Here is a 24,343-nt window from a genome sequence, read left to right as displayed (position 1 = left end):
GCATGGCTTACGCGTCGATTTTCCACGCCGATCTGTTCAGCGGCCAGACCATCATCGTAACCGGCGGTGGCAGCGGCATTGGTCGCTGCACCGCGCATGAACTGGCAGCGCTCGGTGCCAATGTGCTGCTGGTCGGGCGCAAACCGGAAAAACTGCAAAAGGTCGCCGTGGAAATTGCCGAGGACGGTGGCCGCGCACACTGGAAGGCCTGCGATATCCGTGATGAAGAAGCGGTGAAACAACTGGTCAGGGAGCTGATCGTCGAGCATGGGCCGATTCATGGTCTGGTCAACAATGCCGGCGGCCAATACCCGTCGCCATTGGCTTCGATCAATCAGAAAGGTTTCGAAACCGTGTTGCGCACCAATCTGGTCGGCGGTTTCCTGATGGCGCGGGAAGTGTTCAACCAGTCGATGAGCAAACACGGCGGCAACATCGTCAACATGCTCGCCGACATGTGGGGCGGCATGCCCGGCATGGGCCACTCGGGGGCCGCGCGTTCGGGCATGGACAATTTCACCAAGACCGCCGCTTTCGAATGGGGTTATGCCGGCGTGCGGGTCAACGCGGTGGCGCCGGGCTGGATTGCCTCCAGCGGCATGGACACTTACGAAGGCGCGTTCAAAGCGGTGATTCCCACCCTGCGTGAACATGTGCCGCTCAAGCGTATTGGCACCGAATCGGAAGTCAGTGCGGCGATTGTATTTCTGCTCAGCCCGGCGGCGGCATTCATCAGTGGCAGCACGCTGAAAATCGATGGCGCAGCCAGCCTCGGCAGCCGTGCATGGCCGTTGCACAAGGCCACTCACAGTGAGTCGTTCAACGGCTTTCACCGTGCGTACTTGCCAGATGTGCTCAAGGACAAGGAGTAAGCCATGCCGCAGATCCAGTCCCGACTCGACCCGCACAGCGAAGCGTTTGCGCGCAATCGTGCAGCAATGCTCGCAGCCATCGAGCAAGTGCAGCAGCTCGAACAAAATCTGCTGAATAAAGCAGCCGAAGCGAAGGAGAAGTTCGACAAGCGCGGGCAATTGCTGCCGCGCGAACGCCTGAACCTGTTGCTCGATCCCGGCGCGCCGTTCCTCGAACTGGCCAGCCTCGCCGGCTACAAATTGCATGACGACAAGGACGGCAGCTCGGCCGGTGGCGGGCTGATCGCCGGTATCGGTTACGTCTGCGGCATCCGCGCGATGATCGTGGCGAACAACAGCGCGATCAAGGGCGGCACGATCTCGCCCAGCGGCCTGAAAAAATCCCTGCGCCTGCAACAGATCGCTCAGGAAAACAAACTCCCGGTGATTACCCTCGCCGAAAGCGGCGGTGCCAACCTCAATTACGCGGCTGAGATTTTCGTCGAAGGCGCACGCAGTTTTGCCAATCAGGCACGGATGTCGGCAATGGGTTTGCCGCAGATCACCGTGGTGCACGGCTCGGCCACGGCGGGCGGTGCTTATCAACCGGGGTTGTCGGATTACGTGGTAGTGGTGCGCGGCAAGGCCAAGCTGTTTTTAGCCGGCCCGCCGCTGCTCAAAGCGGCCACCGGTGAGGTCGCCACCGATGAAGAACTGGGCGGCGCAGAGATGCACGCGCAGGTCGCCGGGACGGCTGAATACCTCGCGGAAAACGATGCCGATGGCGTGCGTCAGGTCCGCGAAATCCTGCGCATGCTGCCTTGGAATGAGCAACTGCCGTGGCTGCCGGAGCCGCAATACAAAGAACCGCTCTACCCGATCGATGAATTGCTCGGGCTGATCCCCGATGATCCGAAAAAGCCTTATGACGTGCGCGAAATCATCGCGCGCATTGCCGACGAGTCTTGCTTCGTCGAATTCAAGGGCGAGTTCGATCAGCAAACCATTTGTGGCCAATTGAAGATTCAGGGCCGCGCCTGCGGTTTTATCGGCAACAACGGCCCGATCACCCCGAACGGTGCGAGCAAAGCGGCGCAGTTCATTCAACTGTGTGATCAGAGCCAGACACCGCTGCTGTTCTTCCACAACACCACCGGTTTCATGGTCGGCACCGAATCCGAGCAGCAAGGCGTGATCAAACACGGCTCGAAACTGATTCAAGCGGTGGCGAATGCGCGGGTGCCTAAACTGACGATGGTCGTCGGCGGCTCCTACGGTGCCGGCAACTATGCGATGTGCGGACGCGGCCTCGACCCGCGCTTCATCTTCGCCTGGCCGAACAGCCGTACGGCGGTGATGGGCGGCGCGCAGGCCGGCAAAGTCTTGCGCATCGTTACCGAAGCCAAACAATTGAAAGACGGATTGGTACCCGATCCGAAGATGCTCGACATGCTCGAACAGGTCACCGCGCAGAAACTCGACAGCCAGTCCACCGCGCTCTACGGCAGTGCCAACCTGTGGGACGACGGGCTGATTGACCCGCGTGACACGCGCACCCTGCTCGGCTATTTGCTCGATATCTGCCACGAAGCCGACATTCGCACGCTGCAACCCAACAGCTTCGGCGTCAGCCGGTTCTGACCGCCACGGATCTTACGGAGAACAATAAAAAATGATCTTCACCCCGGAACACGAAGCCCTGCGCCGCACCGTCCGCCAGTTCGTTGAGCACGAGATCAATCCGCACGTCGACGAATGGGAAAAGGCCGGGCGCTTTCCCATTCACGAAATTTTCCGCAAGGCTGGCGACCTCGGTTTGCTGGGCATTTCCAAACCGGAAAAATTCGGCGGTATGGGTCTCGATTACAGCTATTCGATTGTCGCCGCTGAAGAGTTCGGCACTATTCACTGCGGCGGCATTCCGATGTCGATCGGCGTACAGACTGACATGTGCACGCCGGCCCTCGCCCGTTTCGGCTCTGATGAATTGCGCGAAGAGTTTCTGCGACCGGCAATCAGCGGCGAGCAGGTCGGCTGCATCGGCGTTTCCGAAGTCGGCGCCGGCTCCGATGTCGCCGGGCTGAAAACCACCGCGCGCAAGGACCGCGACGACTACGTGATCAACGGTAGCAAGATGTGGATTACCAACTCGCCGAGTGCCGATTTCATTTGCCTTTTGGCCAACACCTCGGACGACAAACCGCACATCAACAAGTCGCTGATCATGGTGCCGATGAACACGCCGGGGATCAGCCTCAGTTCGCATCTGGACAAACTCGGCATGCGCAGCTCGGAAACCGCCCAGGTGTTTTTCGACAACGTGCGCGTACCGCAGCGCAATCGCATCGGCCATGAAGGCGCCGGGTTCATGATGCAGATGCTGCAGTTTCAGGAAGAACGTCTGTTCGGCGCGGCGAACATGATCAAGGGTCTGGAATATTGCGTCGATAGCACCATCGAGTACTGCAAGGAGCGCAAGACCTTCGGCAATGCGTTGATCGACAACCAGGTGATCCACTTCCGCCTCGCTGAATTGCAGACCGAAATCGAATGCCTGCGCGCATTGGTTTACCAGGCCACCGAGCAATACGTGAAAGGTCAGGATGTCACACGGCTGGCGTCGATGGCCAAGCTCAAGGCCGGACGTCTGGGCCGCGAAGTCAGCGACAGCTGCCTGCAATATTGGGGCGGCATGGGCTTCATGTGGGACAACCCGGTGGCCCGTGCCTATCGCGATGTGCGGCTGGTGTCGATTGGCGGCGGCGCCGACGAAATCATGCTGGGGATCATCTGCAAACTGATGGGCATCCTCCCGGGGAAAAAGAAATGAGCGGCCTGCCGGATTGCCAGACGCTGTTGCTGGAGCTGCATGGCGGCGTGCTGCACATCACCCTCCATCGACCGGACAGCCGCAATGCCATGAGCCTGCAGATGGTCAGCGAACTGCGCGCGGTGCTGGCGGCTGTGCGCGATGACCGTGCGGTTCGGGCGTTGGTGCTCAGCGGTGCCGGTGGGCATTTCTGTGCCGGCGGCGATATCAAGGACATGGCCAGCGCTCGCGCTCAGGGCTGCGAGGCTTACCGCGATTTGAATCGCGCGTTCGGTGCCTTGCTGGAGGAAGCACAGCACGCGCCGCAAGTGCTGATCACGGTGCTGCAAGGCGCGGTGCTTGGCGGCGGTTTCGGGCTGGCCTGTGTCAGCGATATCGCGATTGCCGATCATCAGGCGCAATTCGGCCTGCCGGAAACCAGCCTCGGCTTGCTGCCGGCGCAGATTGCGCCGTTTGTGGTGCAGCGTATCGGCCTGACCGAAACCCGCCGATTGGCGCTGACGGCTGCGCGTTTCGATGGGCATCAGGCGCGGCGTCTGGGGCTGGTGCATTTTGTCGAGCAGGATGCGCAGGCGCTTGCCGAGCGGCTCGATGAGGTGTTGCAGCATGTGCTGTGTTGCGCGCCGGAGGCGAATGCGATGACCAAGAAATTGTTGTTGGCGAGTGCCGGGCAGCCTTCGAGTGAATTGCTTGACGAGGCGGCGCAGTGGTTTAGCGAAGCGGTGACTGGCGACGAAGGGATCGAGGGCACCATGGCTTTTGTGCAAAAGCGGAAACCGCGGTGGGCTACCTGAAAGCATCCCGAGCAGGCTCACTCCTACATTTGGAATGCGTTCCCCTGTAGGAGTGAGCCTGCTCGCGATGAGGCCATCACATTCACCGCCAAAACCTCAGGAAACCTGACCATGCCCGCCATCCACAAAATCCTGATCGCCAACCGCGGTGAAATCGCCTGCCGCATCCAGCGCACCGCCCAAGCGCTCGGCTACCGCACCGTCGCCGTCTTCAGCGACGCCGACGCCGAGGCCCTGCACGTCAAAATGGCCGATCAGGCCGTACACATTGGCCCCGCCCCCGTGCAGCAGTCGTACCTGAACATTCCGGCGATCCTCGACGCCGCCCAGCGTAGCGGCGCCGACGCCATTCACCCCGGCTACGGTTTTCTCTCGGAAAACGCCGAGTTCGCCCGCGCCTGCGAACACGCCGGGCTGATCTTCATCGGCCCCAGCGTCGAAGCCATCGAATTGATGGGCAGCAAACGCCGCTCGAAAATCGCCATGCTCGAAGCCGGCGTACCCTGCATCGCCGGTTATCAAGGTGCCGAACAGGACGATGCGACCCTGCTGCGTGAAGCCGAGCGCATCGGCTATCCACTGATGATCAAGGCCAGTGCCGGCGGGGGTGGGCGCGGCATGCGCCTGCTGCACAGCGGCGCTGATTTGCCGGCGCAATTACGCACTGCGCGCTCCGAAGCACTGAACGGTTTCGGCAGCGACGAATTGATCCTCGAACAGGCATTGATCGAACCGCGGCATGTCGAAGTGCAGTTGTTCGGCGATCAGCACGGCAACCTGATCTACCTCGGCGAACGCGATTGCTCGATCCAGCGTCGCCATCAGAAAGTCATCGAAGAAGCGCCCTGCCCGGTGATGACCGCCGAACTGCGCCAAGCCATGGGTGAGGCAGCATTGAAGGCCGGGCGCGCAGTGAACTATGTCGGCGCCGGCACCGTGGAGTTTTTGCTCGATGCGCGCGGGCAGTTCTACTTTCTGGAGATGAACACGCGCCTGCAAGTCGAGCATCCGGTGACTGAATTGATCACCGGGCTGGATCTGGTCGCGTGGCAATTGCTGGTCGCCGAGGGGCAGCCGTTGCCACTGACTCAGGACCAGGTCCAGCTCAACGGGCATGCCATGGAAGTGCGGCTTTACGCCGAAGATCCCGCCCAAGAATTCCTCCCGCAAACCGGCCGTGTCGAAGCCTGGGAGCCGGCGCTGCAGCACGGTGCGCGAATCGATCATGGCTTGCTGGAAGGACAATCGATCAGCCCGTTCTACGACCCGATGCTGGGCAAACTCATAGCCTTTGGCGCCACTCGCGAAGAGGCCCGGCGCAAACTGTTGCGCGCGGTACAGGACACGGTGTTATTGGGCGTGCAAAGCAATCAACGCTTGCTGGCCAGCCTGTTGCAACATCCGCAGTTCATCAGCGGCGAATTCAGTACCGCGTTCATTGCCCGCCACTTCAGCGAACACCCTTGCTTGCACCGTTACATGCCCGATGCCGAGGAACTGGCGATCGCAACAGTGCTTTTCTATCAATCCAGCGCCCTGGCCCATCGCGCGCCGCTCACCGGCTGGCGCAACAATGCCAGTGTGCCGCTGCATTATCGACTCGGGCTTGATGATCAGAACTGGACAGCGCAACTGCTCGCTCACGCGCAAGACGCCTTCACCGTGCAGGTTGCCGAGCGCACGCTCGAGTTAACACTCATCGATCAGGACACGCAGTCGCTGACACTGCAAATCGACGGTTTGCGCCAGCGTCACGCGTATCGACTGGATAGCGGGCACCTCTGGCTGTTCACCCACCCCGGCAGTCTGCGCCTGGAGGATCGAACTCACGCGGTAATCGACAGTCAGACCAGCGTCAGCTCCGGCACCCTGAAAGCGCCGATGGACGGTGCCATCGTCGACGTTCTCGTCAGCGAAGGCAGCCCGGTCAGCAAAGGTCAGTTGCTGGTGGTACTGGAGGCAATGAAAATGGAGCACCCGCTCAAGGCCGGCATCGACGGCGTGCTCAAGCGGGTGCAGGTCAAGGTCGGCGATCAGGTAAAAAATCGTCAGGTTCTGTTGCAGGTCGAGTAGTCGCCCACACACGCATGCGGGTTTTGACTACGCTCTGAGTTATCAGAACGCGGAAATCAGGAACCCTGCGATGCCTCACTGGCTGGTCATAGATCTGGAAGCCACCACCGATGAGGGTGGCTGGCCGGTCACCGAAATGGAAATTATCGAGATCGGCGCCACCCTGGTCGATCGCACCGGGCGCGAGCAGGATCACTTCCAGCGCTTCGTCAAACCGACGCGGCGGCCGTTGCTGACGCCATTTTGTCGTGAACTGACGCACATCACCCAAGCCAATATCGACTCGGCGCAGCCGTTGAACGAAGTCTGGCCGGCGTTCGAACGCTGGCTCGCGCAACATCAGACGCGACTCGAAGGCTGGGCCAGTTGGGGTGATTACGATCGCAAGCAATTGCTCCAGGAATGGCAACGCCTGCACATCGACAGCGCCTTGAGCCATGTGCCGCACATGAACCTCAAACAACGCTTCGCCAAGGCTCGACGCCTGGAGCGGCCCCTGGGTCTCAACGGCGCACTGCAACTGGCTGGCATGCAGTTCAGCGGTCAGCAGCACCGGGCGCTGGAGGATGCGCGCAACACCGCGCGGCTGTTGCCACTGGTCTTGCCACTCTAGGGTCAATTAGAGACTCAGCGGACAGACGTCGGGCAGGTGACGGCGCCAGACGCCTTGTGCATACTGGCCGCCTCCAATTTTTAGCCCTTTTCGAGGAATCGCCCATGTTTAAAGTCAACGAGTACTTCGACGGCACCGTCAAGTCGATCGCCTTTGGCACCGCTGAAGGTCCGGCGACCATCGGCGTCATGGCCCCGGGCGAATACGAATTCGGCACCGCTCAGCGTGAAATCATGCACGTGGTGTCTGGCGCACTGACCGTCAAACTGCCAGACAGCAGCGACTGGGAAACCTTCGCCGCTGGCAGCCAGTTCAACGTCCCGGCCAACAGCAAGTTCCAGCTGAAGGTTGCGGTCGACACCGCTTACCTGTGCGAATACCGCGGCTAAAACAACGGTTTCATTGCACCAATGAAAATGCCCGTGTCCAAGGACACGGGCATTTTTCGTTGCAGTGACGGCTTATTCGAGAATCTCCACTGGCATCCCGACTTCAAGCCGACCATTGCTGTCATTCACCAGATTCTGGCCGAACATCGCGCCGTCGGCTTGAGCACGATATTTCTGCAAGGTGGCCAACGGCTCGCGATCGGCACTGCGCTCACCGGTTTGCGGGTCAATTGTGGTGAGGATGCAGCGCGAACACGGCTTGACCACACGGAACTCGACATCGCCAATGCGAATCCGCTTCCAGCCGTCCTCGGCGTATGCCTCGCTGCCCTCGATCACCAGGTTCGGCCGGAAGCGCAACATTTCCAGCGGACGCCCGACTCTGTCCGAGAGATCCTGCAGGGACGCCTCGCCGATCAACAGCAGAGGAAATCCGTCGGCGAACGCGACCTGATCATCTTCGTAGCCATAGCCAGCTTGCGTGGTGCGAGCGCGATCCAGCGGCACCTGCACCAGACGGGTCGGTTTTCCAATGAAATCGCTGACCCAGCGCGCTGCTTCTTCGCCGGCATCCGGCACGCGCAAAGTGTCACGCCAGATCGTCACACCGCGCAGTTCGGCGTCATTGCCCGGCAAGGCGATGTCGATGGGAGAGTGTTCAGGTGCGTTCAAGGTCAGACCGCCTTGCGCATTCCACAGCGCCGACAACTGACTCATCTTCGCTTCGGCGCGCTGGGTCAGGAAACGGCCGCTGGCTTCATCCACGAGCATCCAGCGTCGGTCACCATCAAGCCCCAGCTTGTCGAGATCGGCGCTTTTTAGAGCGTCGACTTTGCCGGATTTCAACGGGTAACGATAAAGCGCGCTCAGACGCAGCATGGCCAGCTCCCTGGAGAATAAAAACGCCACCCTATACGAGCTTTATCCGCGAATCAAAGCCAGAGTTTGTAAAGCGCAAATCCCTTGTGGGAGCGAGCCTGCTCGCGAAAGCGATATTCGATTCAACCCATGTGTCGAAATTGAATCCGCCATCGCGAGCAGCCTCGCACCTGCAGGGTTGCGTTATCAGGCCGGAACTTCGTCGAGCATCAGGCGCTGGCGCACCACGTCAACCAGTTTGTCCGGCTGGAACTTGGAGAGGAAGTTGTCGCAGCCGACCTTCTTCACCATCGAGTCGTTGAAACTACCGGACAGCGAGGTGTGCAGCACCACGTACAGACCACGCAGACGCGGGTCGTTGCGGATTTCGGTGGTCAGGCGATAGCCGTCCATTTCCGGCATTTCCGCATCGGTGAAAATCATCAGCAGCTTGTCGGTCATGTTCACGCCGGTATCAGCCCAGCCCTTGAGCATGTTCAACGCCTTCAGGCCATCGCTGGCAATGTGCATTTTCACGCCGAGCTGGCCGAGCGTGTCACGCAGTTGCGAAAGCGCCACGTTGGAGTCGTCCACCAGCAGCACTTCACGGCCACGGGCGCGTTCCAGTACCGGATCATCGAGCTTTTCACGCGAGACCTTGGCGTTGTACGGGACGATTTCAGCGAGGACTTTCTCGACGTCGATGATTTCCACCAGTTGATCGTCGACCTTGCTGATAGCGGTCAGATAATGCTGACGCCCGGCACTGGTCGGCGGCGGCAGAATGGCTTCCCAGTTCATGTTGACGATGCGATCCACGCCACCAACAAGGAAGGCCTGTACCGAGCGGTTGTACTCGGTGACGATGATCGTGCTGTTCGGACCCGGCACCAGCGGACGCATGCCGATCGCCTGCGACAGATCGATCACCGGCAAGGTCTGACCGCGCAGATTGACCACTCCGCACACAAACGGGTGACGCTGCGGCATCAAGGTCAGCTTCGGCAGTTGCAGCACTTCCTGAACCTTGAACACGTTGATCGCGAACAACTGACGCCCGGCCAATCGAAACATGAGAATTTCCAGGCGATTCTCACCCACCAGTTGCGTGCGTTGGTCTACCGTGTCGAGAATGCCGGCCATCAATGACTCCTGGGCTTGTTCTGATGAATTCACTATGTGAGGTTATCGGCGGCAAATGGCGGTTCTTGATTGCCAAGCCAGACCCCGTCAAAAATGCCATGATCGGGCATTGATGTCACATTAACATCATGCTTTACTGGCGCAGTGATTTTCATCTGCTACATTCTCTGCGGCGCGACCTCGGTTTGCACGGTAGGTTCCCGCGCCTAAGGGATTCCCCTAGTAACAATCAGGCCCAACCTGATATTCGCAATATCCAATAGCCATTAATGTGACGCCATTCTCATTGCATGAACGGAGTCAGGCTATTGTGTGCGATCGCAATTCAGCGGAAACAAGCCCTCTGGAACCCCTCAGTCTGTGCACCTGCACGTCTGGGCGCGATCTCCCGACGATCCATGACCGTCGCCACAAATGGCATTCCCCCATCAGACATGACGTTGTGGAGATAAGCATGCCGATCGACCGTAAAGAGTGGGCGCAAAGGTTCCCCGAATTTCTTGTCGAGGCTGAAACGCTCCTGGCCAAGTCCGAAGAATGCCTCAGCCATTTGCAGTTGATCAGCAATGACAAGGACGCCATCGACTGCATGCTCAGCACCCTCCTCAAGCTCGCGAGCAGGGCTGAAGCACTGGCGCTTGAAGCCATTTGCGAGTTCTCCCTGCACATTTACAGCTTGCTCAATCTGGCGCAGGATCACGTCGATCTGCACGAACAAGCCCTGGATGCCTTGAAGGATTGCTTTACGTTGATGGCCTGGCAACTTGAATTGGTCGATCAGAGCACCGGACAGCTGAGCCTTGATGAAAGCGAGCAGATTTCGCTGATTGAAGCGTTCGCCTTCCAAGTCGGCCAGCCGCAATTTCAGCCAGCCGTTTCTCCCAAACGTTTGCCTCTGCCGAGCTACGCAGAGCGACAAGCCTGACAGCGCGCCTCCCTGTCCCAGGAACTCGTCGCCTTACACAGCCCTGTCGTTATTGAATAGTTCATACCTGCCAGCGACAAATCGAATTAAATAATCACGCCTGACTCAAGCGGATATTTTTCGCCGGACTCAGGGTTTGCCTGTGTCTGAAGAGCACAACTTCAGGTAACGCCGATATCTTTTAATCGACTTCTCCATTATGGAACTCGCGTCCAACATGGCGTAATTCCTGACCCTTTGGACATATATAGCAAACGCGACCAACGGTATGTTAAGTGGTATTATGCCGCCCACTAGTTGCTTTCAAGTTAATGGCACAGTGACTTCAGAGACAGCCATCCAGCAAAGTTGGCGGCCCAATACATTCACTGAACCGCGTTGAAATCAACAACATAATTGACAGCATTTTCAGACAGAGATCCGCCAGCCACCGGCCGGTCTGCCCGCAGCGAACATCCATTGGCTCCATCCGCTATGTACGCCAGCCTCAAGTCAATCTCCACATGGCCACCCTCCCGGGAAAATGCACGCCGGTTCACGCTCATACTGTGTGTGGCAGCCACACTCGGGAGCCTGTTGACCTATGGTTTTTCCGCGCAACTTTGCCTGGGGCTGCTATTGCTGAACATCGCAGCCACCGCCTGCGTCTGGGTGCAATATCGGCTGTCACGCAAATCGATCAAATTTCAGCCACAGGAACTCGCTGATCGCCTCCTGGAAGTCCAGGAAAACGAACGTCACCGCCTCAGCCGAGAGTTGCACGACGATATAGGCCAACTGCTGACCGCCGCCAAACTGCAGAGTGACTGGCTCAAACGGCGCATGCCGGAAGACTTGCAGGAACAATGCACAGCGCTGTGCGACACGCTCGAAGAAACCCTCAACAAGGTGCGCGACGTTTCGGCCATTCTCAATCCACGCCAGTTGACCAGTCTGGGTCTTGAGGCGAGCCTGCGTGCACATCTGCTCAAGACAATGGCCAATACCAGCGTGCACTGGAGCCTTGATTGCCAGCAACGCCTCAATGGCATCCCGGAAGAAATGGCCGTCGCCGCCTTTCGCATCACCCAGGAGGCAGTGACCAATATCCTGCGACACGCACAAGCGAAGAATCTGGTGATACGCGTACAGCGCCTGCCGAAAGGCTTGACGCTGATGATCAGCGATGACGGTCTGGGGTTTGCCCCGGCGGCCAATCCTGGTCGTGAAGGACAGCGGGGCATGGCCGGGATGGCCGAACGGATCGAGCAATTGGGTGGCACCCTGAGCGTCGTCAGCGAGCCGGGCAAAGGCACTCGAATCGAAGCACTTTTCCCCTGGGCGCCCCGTGCACTCGAGCGGGCCAGTACGAATAAGGTTATGCGTTGACTTGCAACTTACTTCTGGTGGATGACCACTCGCTGATCAGGGCCGGCGTGCGTGCTCTGGTGCTGGATATTCCCGGTTACGCGGTGATTGGCGAAGCCAATGACGGCTCGCAACTGCTCGAAATGGTCGAGCAACTGAGCCCCGATATCGTGCTCCTGGATATATCCATGAAAGAAACCGGCGGCCTTGAAGCCCTGCAACGGCTCAAGCGTGTGCGGCCGCAAAGCAAGGTGCTGATCCTGTCGATGCACACCGACCCGGCGTTGATCATGCAGGCGCTGGAGTCCGGCGCCTATGGCTACCTGCTGAAGGACACCACAGCCACTGAACTCGAACACGCACTGGAAGCCTTGCGCAACAACGAGCGCTATTTGAGCCCCGCCATCGCCCACACCGTGATCAACCAGGCATTGACCCGCAATCAGAAACAGCAGCCGGAAACCGCCGACTCGCACAACCTGACCGCGCGACAACTGGAGATCCTGCGCCTGATCGTGCGTGGCAAATCCACCCGGGAAATCGCCAACGGACTGGGCCTGAGCATCAAAACCGTCGAGACCCACCGCTCGCAGATCATGAAGCGTCTGCAAATCTACGACGTGGCAGGCCTGGTGCTGTTCGCCGTACGCGAGCAGATCATCAGTCTTGATGACTGATTGACGATTTAATGGTCAATAGCGGCGAGTCCTTTGGCAGATGGACCTGCAGCGCCGCCGGACGCGCCTCGAAACGCATGCTGTCGCCTTCCAGCGGCTCACCATCAAGATTGATGTAAAGCCCTTCGGACATTTTGATTTCGACCCACGGCAATCGGGTTCGCACGAACATGTTGTCGATGCCGAAACCGTCGCTCAGCAGGTTCTTCAATGTACCGACAAGCTCCTGGGGCGCCGGCAGAATGCTGATATCCAGCAGTCCATCGTCGGCCAGCGCTTGTGGGCACAACACATGCCCGCCTCCGGCCTGACGGCCATTGCCGATGCCCAACGCCAGCAGCTCGCCGCTCCAGTGAAAATCAGGGCCTTGCAACTCGCCATAAGCGGCATGCAGTTCGCTGAATCGTGACAAACCAGTGAACAGATATGCCGCTCCCCCGAGTACTTTTTTCAGATCCTCTGAAGTATTGGCGGTGACCTGACTGCCGAAACCACCGGTGGCCATGTTGAGGAAGATTTGCCCGCCCACCTGACCCAGATCAATATCACGCGGCGCCACCTCCAGAAGCTCGAGGGCCTCCGCCGGTTCCAACGGAATGCCCGCGGCACGGGAAAAGTCGTTGGCGGTTCCCAAAGGCAAAAGTACCAGGCTGGCTTTGTGCGGATGCGCCGCGAGTGCTTCGGCAATATCGCGCAACGTGCCGTCGCCACCCCCCGCAATAATCTGTGTGTAACCCTCCGCCAGTGCTTGCTCCACCCATCGCTGGGCATCCCCCGCCTCCCAGGTCAGGCGTACAGCCAGGTCCCAGCCTTGTTGGCGCTTGTTCTCGACCGCGGTGCGAACCGCCTCGTTGAGTGCCTGCTTGCCATGCAGGATCAACAGTGCCCGGCGTTCACTCATAGCGTCACTCCCTGAATTGACTTGGTTAGGTCATCTTGACCGCTGAAGCACGCAAAAGAGCCACCTGTGGCCTAATTAATTCAAGCTCGGGAGAGCGGCGTCCTACATAACCGGTATTTTTTCTTACAAAACATGAGGAATCGGCTCAATTGACCATGCATGGCCATTGGTTCACCGTGTGCTGGCGGTATCAATCCTCAATCCAACAACACAAGGAAGTGCAGGTAATGAATGGATACGCCCCCAGGGCTCCGGACAATTCGATTCGTATAAACGTCGGCCAGCATGCATTTGAAGCAACCAGTGGATGTTTTTATGCCAAGCCATGAAGCCAGAATTCCAGTGAGCCCGGTCGCCCCTCTCGGCGAAAGTCGCGCGAATCAAAAGCCCAACTTCAAAAACAGCGCCAAGACCACCGGAGAAGTTCATATGGAACCTCGCGTGACCGAACTCGAAACCCATTTGAAATACATTCGACGGGACATGGACGAAGTCCGCAGTGACGTCAGGACAATCAAACACCGTCTGGCCTACTCTGCAGGCGCGACCGCGGTAGTGCTGGGTCTGTTGGGTTGGGTGGCGAATAGCCGATTCGACCAGCTTGTGACACTGGTCAGCAACTGACCGAATTGCACACGCAGGTATCGGCTGAGTCGTTCGGCACCTGCGCACGCACAACGGGATCAGCCGAGAAGGTCACTCAGCGGAATAAATGCGACCTGGTCTCCTTCGCTCAGCGTGCGGCCCTCCAGGACCTCCACCAGACCGTCCGCCCAGGCTGCGCTGCGTAGCACACCGGAACTCTGATTGCGGTAAACAATCGCCCGCCCTTGCTCGAGACGTCCTCGCAGGTATTCACGGCGATTGCCCGCAACGGGCCAGGCAAAGCCCGCCGGCACCGGGAATTTCAGAGGCTCGACGCCCTGCACACCCTGACGACGCAACAGATAAGGCCGAGCCAGCAGCGCAAAGGTCACCAACGTAGACGCCGGGTTGCCCGGTAAGCCGATGACCGGCACATCGCGAAAATGTCCGAATGTCAGCGGTTTCCCGGGTTTGATGGCCAACTTCCAAAGGGCCAACTCGCCCTCTTCCCGTAAGGCTATGCCGAGAAAATCAGCTTCACCCACCGATACACCACCAGTGGAAAGTATCAGGTCAACATCCTGCAGATCCGTCAAACGGGCACGGGTCAAGGACAGATCGTCCGGGAGAATTCCGGCATCGATCACTTCACAGCCCAAACGTTGTAACCAGCTGCACAGAACCACGCGATTGCTGTTGTATATCTGCCCCGGCCCCAGCGGCTGACCCGGCTCGACCAATTCATCTCCTGTGGAGATCACCGCCACTCGAACCTTGCGTACTACCTTCAGGCCAGCGCAGCCCAATGACGCGCAAAGGCCTTGCTCGATAGGACCGAGCCGGGTGCCAGCCGTCAGGATCAACTCGCCTGCGGTTGTTTCCTGGCCTTGCGGGCGAATGTTCTGCCCGATTGTCATCCGCTCGATGAAGCGCACACAGCCATCGGCCTGAACCTCCGCGTTTTCCTGCATCTCTACACAATCGGCACCCGATGGAACCGGTGCACCGGTGAAGATCCGCACACAAGTTCCAGGCTGCAAGGGTTCAGGAAATTGTCCGGCGAATACCTTTTGACTGACCGGCAGTGGGGTACCCGTCCAGTCGGCCAGATTGAGGGCATAACCATCCATGGCGCTATTGGGCCAGGGCGGTAGATCCAGGGTTGAAACCAGATCTTCGGCCAGCACTCGACCCTCGACCCGAGCCAGCGGCAAAAACTCATGCTCGACAATGGGCGAGGCCTCGGCCATTTCCAGCAGGCGCGCCAGCGCTACCTCGACCGGCATCAACGAGCCCGTTCTGCCCGTTTTACCCGCGCGATTCACAAGGTGCCGCCTGTTTCAAATGAGGTACGAAATTGCATGGTCGATGGCGGGCGTCCAGTTGCTCACCAAGAATGCCATCCCACCCTGTACGCACAGCATTGGTCGAACCTGGCAGGCAGCAAACCAGCGTGCCATTGGCCAGACCGGCCAGCGCTCGGGATTGCACGGTCGAGGTACCGATATCAGCCACAGATATCTGCCGGAACAACTCGCCGAAACCATCCACTTGCTTGTCGAGCAGGCACGCGACGGCTTCCGGCGTGCTGTCGCGCCCGGTAAAACCGGTGCCACCAGTGATCAACACAACCTGCACAACATCGTCGGCGATCCAGTTGGCAACTTGCGCGCGAATTTTATAGAGGTCATCTTTGAGCAGAACCCGCTCTGCCAGATGGTGACCGGCGGCCGCCAGGCGATCGACGAAGACTTGGCCTGAAGTGTCGGTTTCCAGGGTCCGGGTATCGCTGACAGTCAGCACCGCAATATTAAGCGGCACGAAAGGTACATCAGCCTTGGCTTTCATAGGCTCGTCCAGTTGTAGGAGAAACAGCCCGGTGTTATATCACAGCGCCCCATTTCTTTGCCGCCCCTCTGGAGAGCTGCCATGACTGTGAATTCGCAACTGCCGCCCTGCTCCATTCTGCTTCTGGCGGGCGGGCGCGGCCAACGTATGGGCGGTCAGGACAAAGGTCTGCTGCAGTGGCAGGGTGAACCGTTGATCGCGCACTTGCAGCGCCAGACTCGTCCGCTGACCGATGACTTGATCATCTCCTGCAATCGGAATCGCGAGCGTTATACACCGTTTGCAGACCAATTGGTGGGAGATGACGAAGAAGATTTTCCAGGCCCCTTGGCTGGTATCCGCGCAGGCCTGAAAGCCGCGCGTCACCCCCACCTGCTGGTACTGCCCTGCGATGTCCCGAGGATCGATGCCACGTTGCTGCAGGACATGCGCGAAACCGCCAATCTGAATCATGACAAACCTTTAATGTTGCGCCATGACGGGCATTGGGAACCTCTGCTCTGCGTAATTCCGGTAGCCTTGTTGCCGGCCTTTGAGGCAGCGTGGAATGCTGGGGAGCGCAGCCCCGGGCGAGTAATGCGCAGTCTCGGCGCCACCGCGTTGCAATGTCCCGACAATGACCCGCGACTGGCCAACCTCAATACCCCCGAACTGTTAAATGCGCACAACACTGTGTCAGACTGACACCATTCAAGGAACTCTCACGCCTTGTATACGTCTCAAGCTCAGTAACCAAAAGAATTCCCATTCGGAGACACACCCATGACTCAACGGACCCTCGCCACTTTCATGCTCGCACTGGGCCTTGCCACCCTCGCCGGTTGCTCGTCGCCTACAGTGATCACCTTGAATGACGGTCGCGAAATCCAGGCCGTCGACACCCCGAAATACGATGACGATTCGGGCTTCTACGAGTTCAAACAGCTGGACGGCAAAGAAACTCGCATCAACAAGGATCAGGTTCGTACCGTTAAAGAGCTGTAAGCTCTGGGTCGATACCGGATACAGAAAAGCCCGCATTGATTGCGGGCTTTTTCATGGGCGCTCGAAAAACGGCTTCGACGTCACCATTGCAACTTGATCCGGCTCTCGAACTCGCGCTCTGCGCCGGTAACCGGATCAATGAACCGCAACCCCTGCGCCAGCAGTTTCAGCGGATTGTCGTAGTCGTCCTCGACGTCCTTCAACACATCCGGATAAAACGGATCGTTGCAGATGCTCGCGCCCAACGCCGTCATGTGGACACGCAGTTGATGTTTTTTGCCCGTCACCGGAAACAAGCCGTAGCGCCACAGATCGCCATTCTTTTCTCTGACCTCCACCGCCGTTTCGGTATTGCTGGCACCGGCGCCTTCCTGCATGCGGAAAAACGGTTCGCCATCCACCAGGCGGCTCTTGTGCACCAAAGGGAACTTCAGATCAGGCAGCGCCGGGGCGATGGCTTCATAGCGCTTGTCGATCTGCCGCGTCGGGAACAACGACTGATAGGCTGATCGGGTTTGCGGATTGGCCGAGAAAATCACCAGTCCCGCCGTATGCCGGTCGATGCGGTGCAGCGGCACCAGGTGCGGATTGTCCAGGCGACGAATCAGCCTGCGCAACAAGGTTTGCTCAACGTATTCGCCGGCAGGCGTGACCGGCAGAAAATGCGGTTTGTCAGCCACTACCAGATGTTCGTCGGCATACAGGATCGACTCGACCACCGGGATCGGCTTCTCGTCCGGCACTTCACGAAAATAGTGAATCCGCAGACCTTCCTTGTAGGGCAAATCCACCGGGATCGGCTGGCCATGGCCGTCCAGCACACGTCCCCGAGCGATGCGGTCCAGCCACTGCTCACGGTCGATGGCGCTGAAATGCTCGCACAGGCAATCGAGTACGGTCAGCCATTTACCGGGCGGCAGATAAAGTGTGCTCGCCTGATTCTGAGCAGCAGAGAATGTAGATGTGGACATACGGAAATCGAACCCTCAATGCAGGGCGGCATTATCCAGCAGTGAGGGAAACGAACCTAGCGCAGAATGTTCAGGCCGGAATTGTTTTCAGCGCTGCGGCATCGGTGAACTCCTTGAGCCAGCGCAAGACATCGACTGCGTCCCAGCGTCCCGGATCGTATAAGGCGTAAAGCAACCCCTGATAACCGACCACATCCAGTTGCTTGTGGTAACCGGCACGCTGAAACAAGGCCTCGATCTCGGCAAAGCAGGTGTTGAAGTGCAGTTTGTTGAAGGGCGTCTTGCCTTCGGTGACCAACCCGTCCAGGCGCAATTCGAGAACGGCCTCGCGCACCACGTCAACCGACATCCGGTTCACGCTGTTCTTCAACTGTTCGACATTGACCACGGTTCATCCCTCTGACGCATTTACTGTATGAACATACAGTAACCGAACAATCCGCAAAATGCCAAGGAATGGATGGCAGCGGCGACCGGCGGGATGAACCACAAAAGCGGATTAACCCAGAAACGCGACGACTTCATCAGCACTGAATGGCCAGTCCAGTTCTGCCCCGGTGTCGATGCGGCGCAGCACCGGAATTCTCAGGCTGTATGCCGCATACCAAGACTCATCCTCAGCAATATCGACCAATTCAACCAGCAGGCCATGCTCGACAAGAGGCATCAGTTCGGCCTCGGCGACTTCACACAAATGGCATCCAAGGGTGCCAAACAGCTGACATTCAGGAGGCATGATTGCTCAACCAAAAAATGAGTGGGCCTATTCTAGGCCCCACCTGAAAACCCGTCGAGCCACCGCCGCCCAAAGGCTCCAGCGCCCCGACAAAGGTTCACAGGCAAAACCCTGACGCAAATCAGTCCGCAGAAAAACCTTTTACGCGATCCTCCCGGACTTTTTACCTCTACGCTTGAAAAGCCTGAATCTGACATCGGAGTGTCCAGTGTTCGCCAATCTGTTGATCATCCTCGCCTCGTCCCTTGTGGTGATTGCCCTGTTCCGTCGCCTGCGGTTGCCACCGGTTCTGGGTTATCTGTGCGTAGGATTGCTGGTCGGACCGAGTGCGTTCGACTGGGTCAACGAGAGCGAACACTTGCCCGACGTCGCGGAGTTGGGGGTGGTGTTTCTGTTGTTTTCACTGGGTCTGGAGTTCTCCCTGTCGAAGATGATCGCGCTGCGCCAGGTCGTGTTCCGTCTCGGCAGTCAGCAGGTGCTGGTCAGCACCGCGCTGCTCGGGCTGCTATTGATGCTGTTGGGCATGCCGATCACACCGGCGCTGTTGCTCGGCGCCGGGCTTTCGCTGTCATCGACTGCGATTGTGACCAAAGAGTTGGGCAGCCTTGGCGAGGTGTTCAGCAGCCACGGCCAGAATGCCGTTGGTGTTTTACTGTTTCAGGACGTTGTCGCGGTATTGCTGCTGACATTGGTGCCCGTGTTCGCCGGCAGCAGCGAGCAAGCCTGGTACTGGGCGCTGCCGCTGACGCTGGCAAAAACCGTGGTGCTGTTTGTCGGGCTGCTGCTGGCCAGTCGCTGGATACTGCCAAGGTTGTTCCATGAAGTGGCAGCGTCACGCTCGGCCGAGTTGTTCGTGCTGCTGGCACTGGTGATTGTGTTGTTGACCGCCTGGCTGACTCACCTGCTGGGCCTGTCCCCCGCCCTCGGTGCATTTCTGGCGGGGATGTTGCTCGGTGAAAGCCACTATCGTCACCAGATCGAGGCCGACATCCGGCCATTTCGCGACATCCTTCTAGGTGTGTTCTTCGTCAGCATCGGCATGCTGATCGACCTGCAACTGTTCGTCAGTCACAGCCTGCTGATTCTCGGACTTACCGTCGGTTTGATGGTGATCAAGGGCATCGTCGTCGCCTTGTTGGTGAAGTGGCGCGGCAGTGACAGCGAAACAGCGTGGCGCAGTGGTCTGGCGTTGGCCCAGGGAGGCGAATTCTGCTTTGCACTGATGGCGCAGATGCAACAAAACAGCATGATGCCCGAAGGGCTTGGCAACCTTCTGCTCGCGGCGACGTTCTGCTCGATGCTGCTGACGCCATTGTTGTTGCGCGCAGCACCCCGCGTCGCTGCAGGGCTGCACCGCAAACCCAATCAAGAGGCACAGATCGAAGAGATCAGCGCGCTCAACGCCGACCTCAACCAGCACGTGGTGATTTGCGGCTACGGCCGGGTCGGCCAATCCATCGGTCGTTTCCTGCGCAATGCCAAACAGCCTTATATCGCGCTGGACAATGACCCGGTACGGGTACAGGAAGCCGCCAGTGGGGAAAGTGACGTGCATTACGGCGACTCGTCGCGCGGCGAACTGCTGACCGCCGTTGGCCTGCTGCGCGCACGACTCTGTGTGATTGCCGTGGATCAAACCGACGTCGCCCTGCGCATTCTCAAGGAAGCACGCCGCCTCAATGATCAGGTGCCGATTCTGGTGCGCACCCGCGACGACAGCCAATTGGCGGAGCTCAAAGCCGCAGGCGCCACCGAAGTAGTGCCTGAGCTATTGGAATCCAGCCTGATGCTCGGCTCTCACGCCTTGATCATGCTCGGGTTGCCGGCGCGTCAGGTTCAGGAAAAAGTCGATCAGGTGCGAAGTGACCGTTATCGCCTGCTCCACGGCTTTTACCGTGGAGCCGACGATGAAGAGACCTAATCCTGGCTCACTGCGCCGATCTTGTGCAGCGACAGATCCGCGCCGTAATACTCTTGTTCCTGACTCAGGCGCAGCCCGTGCAACGCCTTGATCACGCCGTACACGACGAAGCCACCGATCAGCGCCACAGCGACACCGAGCGCGGTGCCGATCAACTGGCTGATCAGGCTGACGCCGCCAATACCGCCAAGCGCAGTCTGGCCGAAGATCCCGCAGGCAATCCCGCCCCAAACACCGCACAAGCCGTGCAATGGCCATACGCCCAACACATCATCTATGCGCCATTTCACCTGCGCGGCGGTAAAGCACCAGACGAACAGCGCGCCGGCAATTGCACCGGTCACCAGCGCCCCGACCGGATGCATCAGATCGGAGCCGGCACAGATTGCGACCAACCCGGCCAATGGGCCGTTGTGCAGAAAGCCCGGGTCATTGCGCCCGACGAGCAGCGCCGCCATGGTGCCGCCGACCATCGCCATCAACGAATTGACTGCTACCAGACCACTGACGCCTTGCAGGGTCTGCGCGCTCATCACGTTGAAGCCGAACCAGCCGACAATCAGAATCCACGAACCCAATGCCAGAAAGGGAATGCTCGACGGTGCGAAGGCCACCAGGCGACCGTCGCGATAACGGCCATTGCGCGGCCCCAGCAACAGCACCGCCGCCAGCGCCAGCCAACCGCCCATGGCATGCACCACCACGGAACCGGCGAAATCATGGAAAGCGGCACCGAACTGCGTCGTCAGCCACGCTTGCAGACCGTAGTTGCCGTTCCAGATCATGCCTTCGAAAAACGGATAGATGAACGCAACGATCAACGCCGTGGCGCACAACTGCGGCACAAAACGCGCGCGCTCGGCGATACCGCCGGAAATGATCGCCGGGATCGCAGCGGCAAAGGTCAGCAGGAAGAAAAACTTCACCAGTCCATAACCGTGATCGGCACTCAACACCGCCGCCGGCTGCATGAAGGTCACACCATAGGAGATCCAATAGCCTATAAAGAAATAGGCCAGGGTCGAGACGGCGAAATCACTGAGAATCTTCGACAGCGCATTGACCTGGTTTTTCTGACGGACCGTACCAACCTCCAGAAAGGCGAAACCGGCGTGCATCGCCAGCACCATCACCGCACCGATCAGAATGAACAAGGTATTGGAGCTGTGAACCAGGGTGTCCACAGCGCTTTGCAGATTTTCCATAAGCAGGCAGACCTAAAGGCGAAAAAGGCACCAAAGCGGTTCATGCGTACATTTCATGCACCAAGTTGCGACCAAGCAGTCACGAAACGCAGGGTTCGGCGAACTGCTTTGGCGCACCAGGTCGATGTCCTGACACAAACCGGGATTGTTTGGGATAAGGTTTCTCAACGCGCACGCCCGGCAACAGCGCACAACAGCCGGGCAACGCACCATGACACAGCAAAAGTTGTACCAGTCATTTGTACTGAACCTTCGCGCAAGGCTCATACTCGAACGCTTCAGACGTCACTTACGGAGATCCACCCATGGCCAGCATCAAGGCAAAGACTGCTCAAGAAATCCTCATGAACGATTTCCAGACTTTGGTCGCCGACACCGAACGCTTGCTCGAGCACACCGCCACCCTGGCCGGCGATCAGGCTGATGAGCTGCGCGAGCAGATCCACGACAGCCTGCTGCGCGCCCGCGAAACCCTGAAACTGACCGAAGACACCCTGCGTGATCGCGGTCAGGCTGCGGTCACTGCCACTGAAGATTACGTGTCGGCCAACCCTTGGCAGTCCGTCGGTATCGCTGCTGGTGTCGGCTTCCTGATCGGCCTGCTGGCCACTCGGCGCTGATTATGTCGATCGGTGAATCCGGCCCGACTGCGGGCACCGCCTCTTCCACGCGGCGCTTGGGCGCCGCCGTTCTGGGTCTGCTGCACAGCCATGTCGAGTTGTTCGGCATCGAATTGCAGGAGCAGAAATCACGTACCGTCAGCCTGTTGCTGTTTGCAGGTCTGGCCCTGGTCTTTGCCCTGTTGTTGCTGGTGGGGTTATCGACCTTGGTGATGATCGTGTTCTGGGACACGTATCGCCTTGCCGCAATCATCGGCCTGTGCGTTTTCTATACCTTGGCCTCGATCTTTTGCGGACTTCGCCTCAAGGCAGCGATCTTCGATGAATCCTCGCCTTTCCACGGCACGCTCGAAGAGCTGGCCAACGACCGGGAGCGCCTGCTGCCATGAGCCTTCCTGAACTTCCACATAACAGTTCCCGCCGGGAAATGCGCAAGGCGCTGATACGTCTGCGCATGGAAATGCACCGTCAGGAAATCCGCCATGAAGCCGGGCAGGTGCTGCAACCTCTGCAGCGCGTGCGCGGCATGACGCAAAGCTTGCAGGGCGGTTTCGGGATAAAGCACGCGCCGTTATGGGGTGTGGCGGCGGTGACGCTGCTGGGTTTCATCACCGGCAAAGGCACCAAAAGCGGCGGCGTGGGTGGTTTGACCCGATTGGTTCGTCTTGGCACAAGTCTTGGGCCGCTGATCAAAATGGTCATGCAAAACTCCGGCAAACGCTGAAGTACTGCATCTGGCCACATTCTTGCAACATTCTCGGGATGGACCTCTTTTACCAAGAGGTTCAATCCTGAACGCCTATCCGGTCGACAGGTTCAACCAGAACAAGAACGACTAAGGAGGCTCCGTGATCGACGGGCAACCGCTCGCCTGCTTTCAACCCTTCATCGATACCGCCACCGGCCGGATTGCCGGCGTCGAAGCACTGGGCCGGCTGCGCCAGGCCGATGGACAACTGGTGTCGGTCGGGCCGCTGTTCGCCGACCCGCGTACTCCGGCCATCGCCTTGCGCCGTCTCGACCGACAGATCCGCGACAATGCCTTGAGCCGCCTGCATGAAGCGCCCTCGGACTGGTTTCTCAGCCTCAACATGTCGCCGCGCTGGATCAGTCGCTTACGCCCCGAACAAGCGCTGCCAAGTCTCAAGCAAATCGCGCGACACCTTGTCGATCCGCAGCGCATCGTTTTCGAGATCACTGAACTGGGCGGCAACGGCCAACGTCTGGCCGAAGTGGTCGAGCGTTATCGCGAGGCCGGGGCACGAATCGCCATTGATGATTTTGGCGCGGGCTATTCACAACTGGATCGGGTGCTGGCGCTGCAACCGGACATTCTCAAACTCGACATGCGCCTGTTTCAGGCCGCCGCACTCGGTGGGCCGAGCAGTGATGTGGTCAAGGCGTTGGCGCAGATGGCCGAAAAGACCGGTTGCTGGATTATCGCTGAAGGCGTCGAAACCGAGGCGCAGTTGAATTTCGCTCTGGAGTGCGGATCGCGGTACGTGCAGGGTTTTCTGTTCGCTCGGGCGCAGGAAGCTTTTTACCCCACAGACGCTTTTGTGCAACGCTTCGCCGGACTGCGTCAACGCTATGTCCGGCAGAAACTGGCAGAACGGGCCCGCTTGATGCAAATGCGTCAGCAACTGGGCGAATTGATGACCATTCTGCAGAACTGGGCGCAAGCTCACGCACCGCTGAGCGCATTGCCACAACTGGACGCCTTTCCATGGCTGCTGCGGTTCTATCAATGCGACCGCCACGGCACGCAACTGACACCTAATCTGGAATGGCGGCACAGTGGCTGGATCGCCGACAATCGCTATTTGGGGCACAACTGGTCATGGCGTCCGTACTTCTATCATTTACTCGCTGAAGGCTGGGAGGAGCGGCGCCTGACGCTGTCCAACACCTACCGCGATGCAACCAGCAACCAGTATTGCCTGACGGCCGGGCAGTTCTTCGACAATGGCGAACGTCTGCTGCTGATCGACATTGATGCTGCAGGGCTGTAGTTGCGCTTGCAGGCTCAGAGCCGAACCGGGAAGCTAGGGCGAGCGTTGCCCATTAAGTTT

Annotated in this window: 27 protein-coding genes; 18 read left to right on the top strand and 9 right to left on the bottom strand. The window is 58.9% G+C overall.

The genetic code is table 11. The features are described from left to right. Positions 1–2: 2 nt before the first annotated feature. The 7 genes from ACOYXJ_RS18530 (at position 3) to ppnP (ending at position 7,550) form a co-directional block, all read left to right on the top strand. A complete protein-coding gene (locus ACOYXJ_RS18530) occupies positions 3–872 on the top strand; it encodes an SDR family oxidoreductase (protein WP_460370874.1) in 870 nt (289 codons plus the stop codon). A gap of 3 nt (positions 873–875) precedes the next feature. After that, positions 876–2,492 carry a geranyl-CoA carboxylase subunit beta gene (gene atuC / locus ACOYXJ_RS18525; RefSeq protein ID WP_460370872.1) on the top strand — a complete coding sequence of 539 codons (1,617 nt, stop codon included), beginning with the start codon at positions 876–878 and terminating at the stop codon, positions 2,490–2,492. Between the two features lie 31 nt (positions 2,493–2,523). Then, positions 2,524–3,681 (top strand): citronellyl-CoA dehydrogenase, encoded by a 1,158-nt coding sequence (atuD, locus tag ACOYXJ_RS18520; RefSeq protein WP_460370870.1) that lies wholly within the window; start codon positions 2,524–2,526, stop codon positions 3,679–3,681. After that, entirely contained in the window at positions 3,678–4,475 is a 798-nt protein-coding gene (locus ACOYXJ_RS18515) for an enoyl-CoA hydratase/isomerase family protein (RefSeq protein WP_150792966.1), read from the top strand. The genes atuD and ACOYXJ_RS18515 overlap by 4 nt, the downstream gene beginning before the upstream one ends. Before the next feature lie 111 nt (positions 4,476–4,586). Then, a complete protein-coding gene (locus ACOYXJ_RS18510; RefSeq protein ID WP_460370868.1) occupies positions 4,587–6,548 on the top strand; it encodes an acetyl/propionyl/methylcrotonyl-CoA carboxylase subunit alpha in 1,962 nt (653 codons plus the stop codon). Between the two features lie 70 nt (positions 6,549–6,618). After that, complete coding sequence (locus tag ACOYXJ_RS18505; RefSeq protein ID WP_460370866.1) at positions 6,619–7,161, top strand: 3'-5' exonuclease; 543 nt, start codon at positions 6,619–6,621, stop codon at positions 7,159–7,161. A 104-nt stretch (positions 7,162–7,265) separates the two neighbouring features. After that, positions 7,266–7,550 (top strand): pyrimidine/purine nucleoside phosphorylase, encoded by a 285-nt coding sequence (gene ppnP, locus ACOYXJ_RS18500; protein ID WP_003226701.1) that lies wholly within the window; start codon positions 7,266–7,268, stop codon positions 7,548–7,550. Positions 7,551–7,622: 72 nt separating this feature from the next. Here the strand turns inward: ppnP and ACOYXJ_RS18495 are convergent, their stop codons facing one another. After that, entirely contained in the window at positions 7,623–8,429 is an 807-nt protein-coding gene (locus ACOYXJ_RS18495; RefSeq protein ID WP_460370864.1) for an MOSC domain-containing protein, read from the bottom strand. A 186-nt stretch (positions 8,430–8,615) separates the two neighbouring features. Further along, a complete protein-coding gene (locus ACOYXJ_RS18490; RefSeq protein ID WP_102900403.1) occupies positions 8,616–9,551 on the bottom strand; it encodes a chemotaxis protein CheV in 936 nt (311 codons plus the stop codon). Positions 9,552–10,005: 454 nt separating this feature from the next. Here ACOYXJ_RS18490 and ACOYXJ_RS18485 point away from each other — a divergent pair, with 454 nt between their 5' ends. From ACOYXJ_RS18485 to ACOYXJ_RS18475, 3 genes are all read left to right on the top strand, one after another. Next, positions 10,006–10,476 carry a hypothetical protein gene (locus ACOYXJ_RS18485; protein WP_150792970.1) on the top strand — a complete coding sequence of 157 codons (471 nt, stop codon included), beginning with the start codon at positions 10,006–10,008 and terminating at the stop codon, positions 10,474–10,476. A 474-nt stretch (positions 10,477–10,950) separates the two neighbouring features. Further along, positions 10,951–11,844 (top strand): sensor histidine kinase, encoded by an 894-nt coding sequence (locus tag ACOYXJ_RS18480; RefSeq protein WP_095120450.1) that lies wholly within the window; start codon positions 10,951–10,953, stop codon positions 11,842–11,844. Further along, complete coding sequence (locus tag ACOYXJ_RS18475) at positions 11,841–12,500, top strand: response regulator (protein WP_095120451.1); 660 nt, start codon at positions 11,841–11,843, stop codon at positions 12,498–12,500. The genes ACOYXJ_RS18480 and ACOYXJ_RS18475 overlap by 4 nt, the downstream gene beginning before the upstream one ends. Here ACOYXJ_RS18475 and yegS read toward each other — a convergent pair. Then, positions 12,484–13,401, bottom strand: coding sequence for a lipid kinase YegS (gene yegS, locus ACOYXJ_RS18470; RefSeq protein ID WP_095120452.1), 918 nt, complete (start codon positions 13,399–13,401; stop codon positions 12,484–12,486). The genes ACOYXJ_RS18475 and yegS overlap by 17 nt on opposite strands. Positions 13,402–13,716: 315 nt before the next feature. On the opposite strand from yegS, the gene ACOYXJ_RS18465 reads away from it, so the two are divergent. Next, positions 13,717–14,025: a hypothetical protein gene (locus ACOYXJ_RS18465; protein ID WP_191622620.1), complete on the top strand. Its 309-nt coding sequence runs from the start codon at positions 13,717–13,719 to the stop codon at positions 14,023–14,025. Between the two features lie 59 nt (positions 14,026–14,084). Here the strand turns inward: ACOYXJ_RS18465 and ACOYXJ_RS18460 are convergent, their stop codons facing one another. Then, positions 14,085–15,311 carry a molybdopterin molybdotransferase MoeA gene (locus ACOYXJ_RS18460; RefSeq protein ID WP_460370860.1) on the bottom strand — a complete coding sequence of 409 codons (1,227 nt, stop codon included), beginning with the start codon at positions 15,309–15,311 and terminating at the stop codon, positions 14,085–14,087. After that, the gene (gene moaB / locus ACOYXJ_RS18455) at positions 15,295–15,834 is read right to left on the bottom strand and encodes a molybdenum cofactor biosynthesis protein B (RefSeq protein ID WP_095120454.1); all 540 of its coding nucleotides are present in this window, start codon (positions 15,832–15,834) and stop codon (positions 15,295–15,297) included. Before moaB ends, ACOYXJ_RS18460 begins: the two co-directional genes overlap by 17 nt. Before the next feature lie 81 nt (positions 15,835–15,915). Between moaB and mobA the strand changes: the two genes are divergently transcribed. Continuing rightward, a complete protein-coding gene (mobA, locus tag ACOYXJ_RS18450; protein ID WP_460370858.1) occupies positions 15,916–16,518 on the top strand; it encodes a molybdenum cofactor guanylyltransferase MobA in 603 nt (200 codons plus the stop codon). A 78-nt stretch (positions 16,519–16,596) separates the two neighbouring features. Continuing rightward, positions 16,597–16,818: a YgdI/YgdR family lipoprotein gene (locus ACOYXJ_RS18445; RefSeq protein WP_007908660.1), complete on the top strand. Its 222-nt coding sequence runs from the start codon at positions 16,597–16,599 to the stop codon at positions 16,816–16,818. A gap of 80 nt (positions 16,819–16,898) precedes the next feature. Here the strand turns inward: ACOYXJ_RS18445 and ACOYXJ_RS18440 are convergent, their stop codons facing one another. The 3 genes from ACOYXJ_RS18440 to ACOYXJ_RS18430 all read right to left on the bottom strand — a co-directional run bounded on the left by ACOYXJ_RS18440 (position 16,899) and on the right by ACOYXJ_RS18430 (position 18,525). Next, entirely contained in the window at positions 16,899–17,789 is an 891-nt protein-coding gene (locus tag ACOYXJ_RS18440; protein ID WP_460370856.1) for a pseudouridine synthase, read from the bottom strand. Between the two features lie 70 nt (positions 17,790–17,859). Next, positions 17,860–18,177: a transcriptional regulator gene (locus ACOYXJ_RS18435; protein ID WP_016985469.1), complete on the bottom strand. Its 318-nt coding sequence runs from the start codon at positions 18,175–18,177 to the stop codon at positions 17,860–17,862. A 111-nt stretch (positions 18,178–18,288) separates the two neighbouring features. Beyond that, entirely contained in the window at positions 18,289–18,525 is a 237-nt protein-coding gene (locus tag ACOYXJ_RS18430; RefSeq protein ID WP_150792975.1) for a glutaredoxin family protein, read from the bottom strand. Between the two features lie 208 nt (positions 18,526–18,733). Here ACOYXJ_RS18430 and ACOYXJ_RS18425 point away from each other — a divergent pair, with 208 nt between their 5' ends. Then, positions 18,734–20,446, top strand: coding sequence for a cation:proton antiporter (locus ACOYXJ_RS18425; RefSeq protein WP_150706442.1), 1,713 nt, complete (start codon positions 18,734–18,736; stop codon positions 20,444–20,446). On the opposite strand, the gene ACOYXJ_RS18420 is transcribed toward ACOYXJ_RS18425, so the two are convergent. Beyond that, positions 20,443–21,651, bottom strand: coding sequence for an ammonium transporter (locus tag ACOYXJ_RS18420; protein ID WP_150792977.1), 1,209 nt, complete (start codon positions 21,649–21,651; stop codon positions 20,443–20,445). The genes ACOYXJ_RS18425 and ACOYXJ_RS18420 overlap by 4 nt on opposite strands. A gap of 305 nt (positions 21,652–21,956) precedes the next feature. On the opposite strand from ACOYXJ_RS18420, the gene ACOYXJ_RS18415 reads away from it, so the two are divergent. The 4 genes from ACOYXJ_RS18415 to ACOYXJ_RS18400 all read left to right on the top strand — a co-directional run bounded on the left by ACOYXJ_RS18415 (position 21,957) and on the right by ACOYXJ_RS18400 (position 24,283). Continuing rightward, a complete protein-coding gene (locus tag ACOYXJ_RS18415) occupies positions 21,957–22,271 on the top strand; it encodes an ElaB/YgaM/YqjD family protein (RefSeq protein WP_025113166.1) in 315 nt (104 codons plus the stop codon). Between the two features lie 2 nt (positions 22,272–22,273). Beyond that, positions 22,274–22,660: a phage holin family protein gene (locus ACOYXJ_RS18410; RefSeq protein WP_016985474.1), complete on the top strand. Its 387-nt coding sequence runs from the start codon at positions 22,274–22,276 to the stop codon at positions 22,658–22,660. Further along, on the top strand, positions 22,657–22,995 hold the full coding sequence (locus ACOYXJ_RS18405) for a hypothetical protein (RefSeq protein ID WP_150792978.1): 339 nt from the start codon (positions 22,657–22,659) through the stop codon (positions 22,993–22,995). The genes ACOYXJ_RS18410 and ACOYXJ_RS18405 overlap by 4 nt, the downstream gene beginning before the upstream one ends. A gap of 124 nt (positions 22,996–23,119) precedes the next feature. Further along, complete coding sequence (locus tag ACOYXJ_RS18400; RefSeq protein WP_150792979.1) at positions 23,120–24,283, top strand: EAL domain-containing protein; 1,164 nt, start codon at positions 23,120–23,122, stop codon at positions 24,281–24,283. Positions 24,284–24,343 lie beyond the last annotated feature (60 nt).

This window comes from Pseudomonas sp. Tul2A7 (assembly GCF_054790505.1).
The sequence above is the reverse complement of the archived record's forward strand: the minus strand, read 5'-3'. Positions and strand labels throughout refer to the sequence as shown.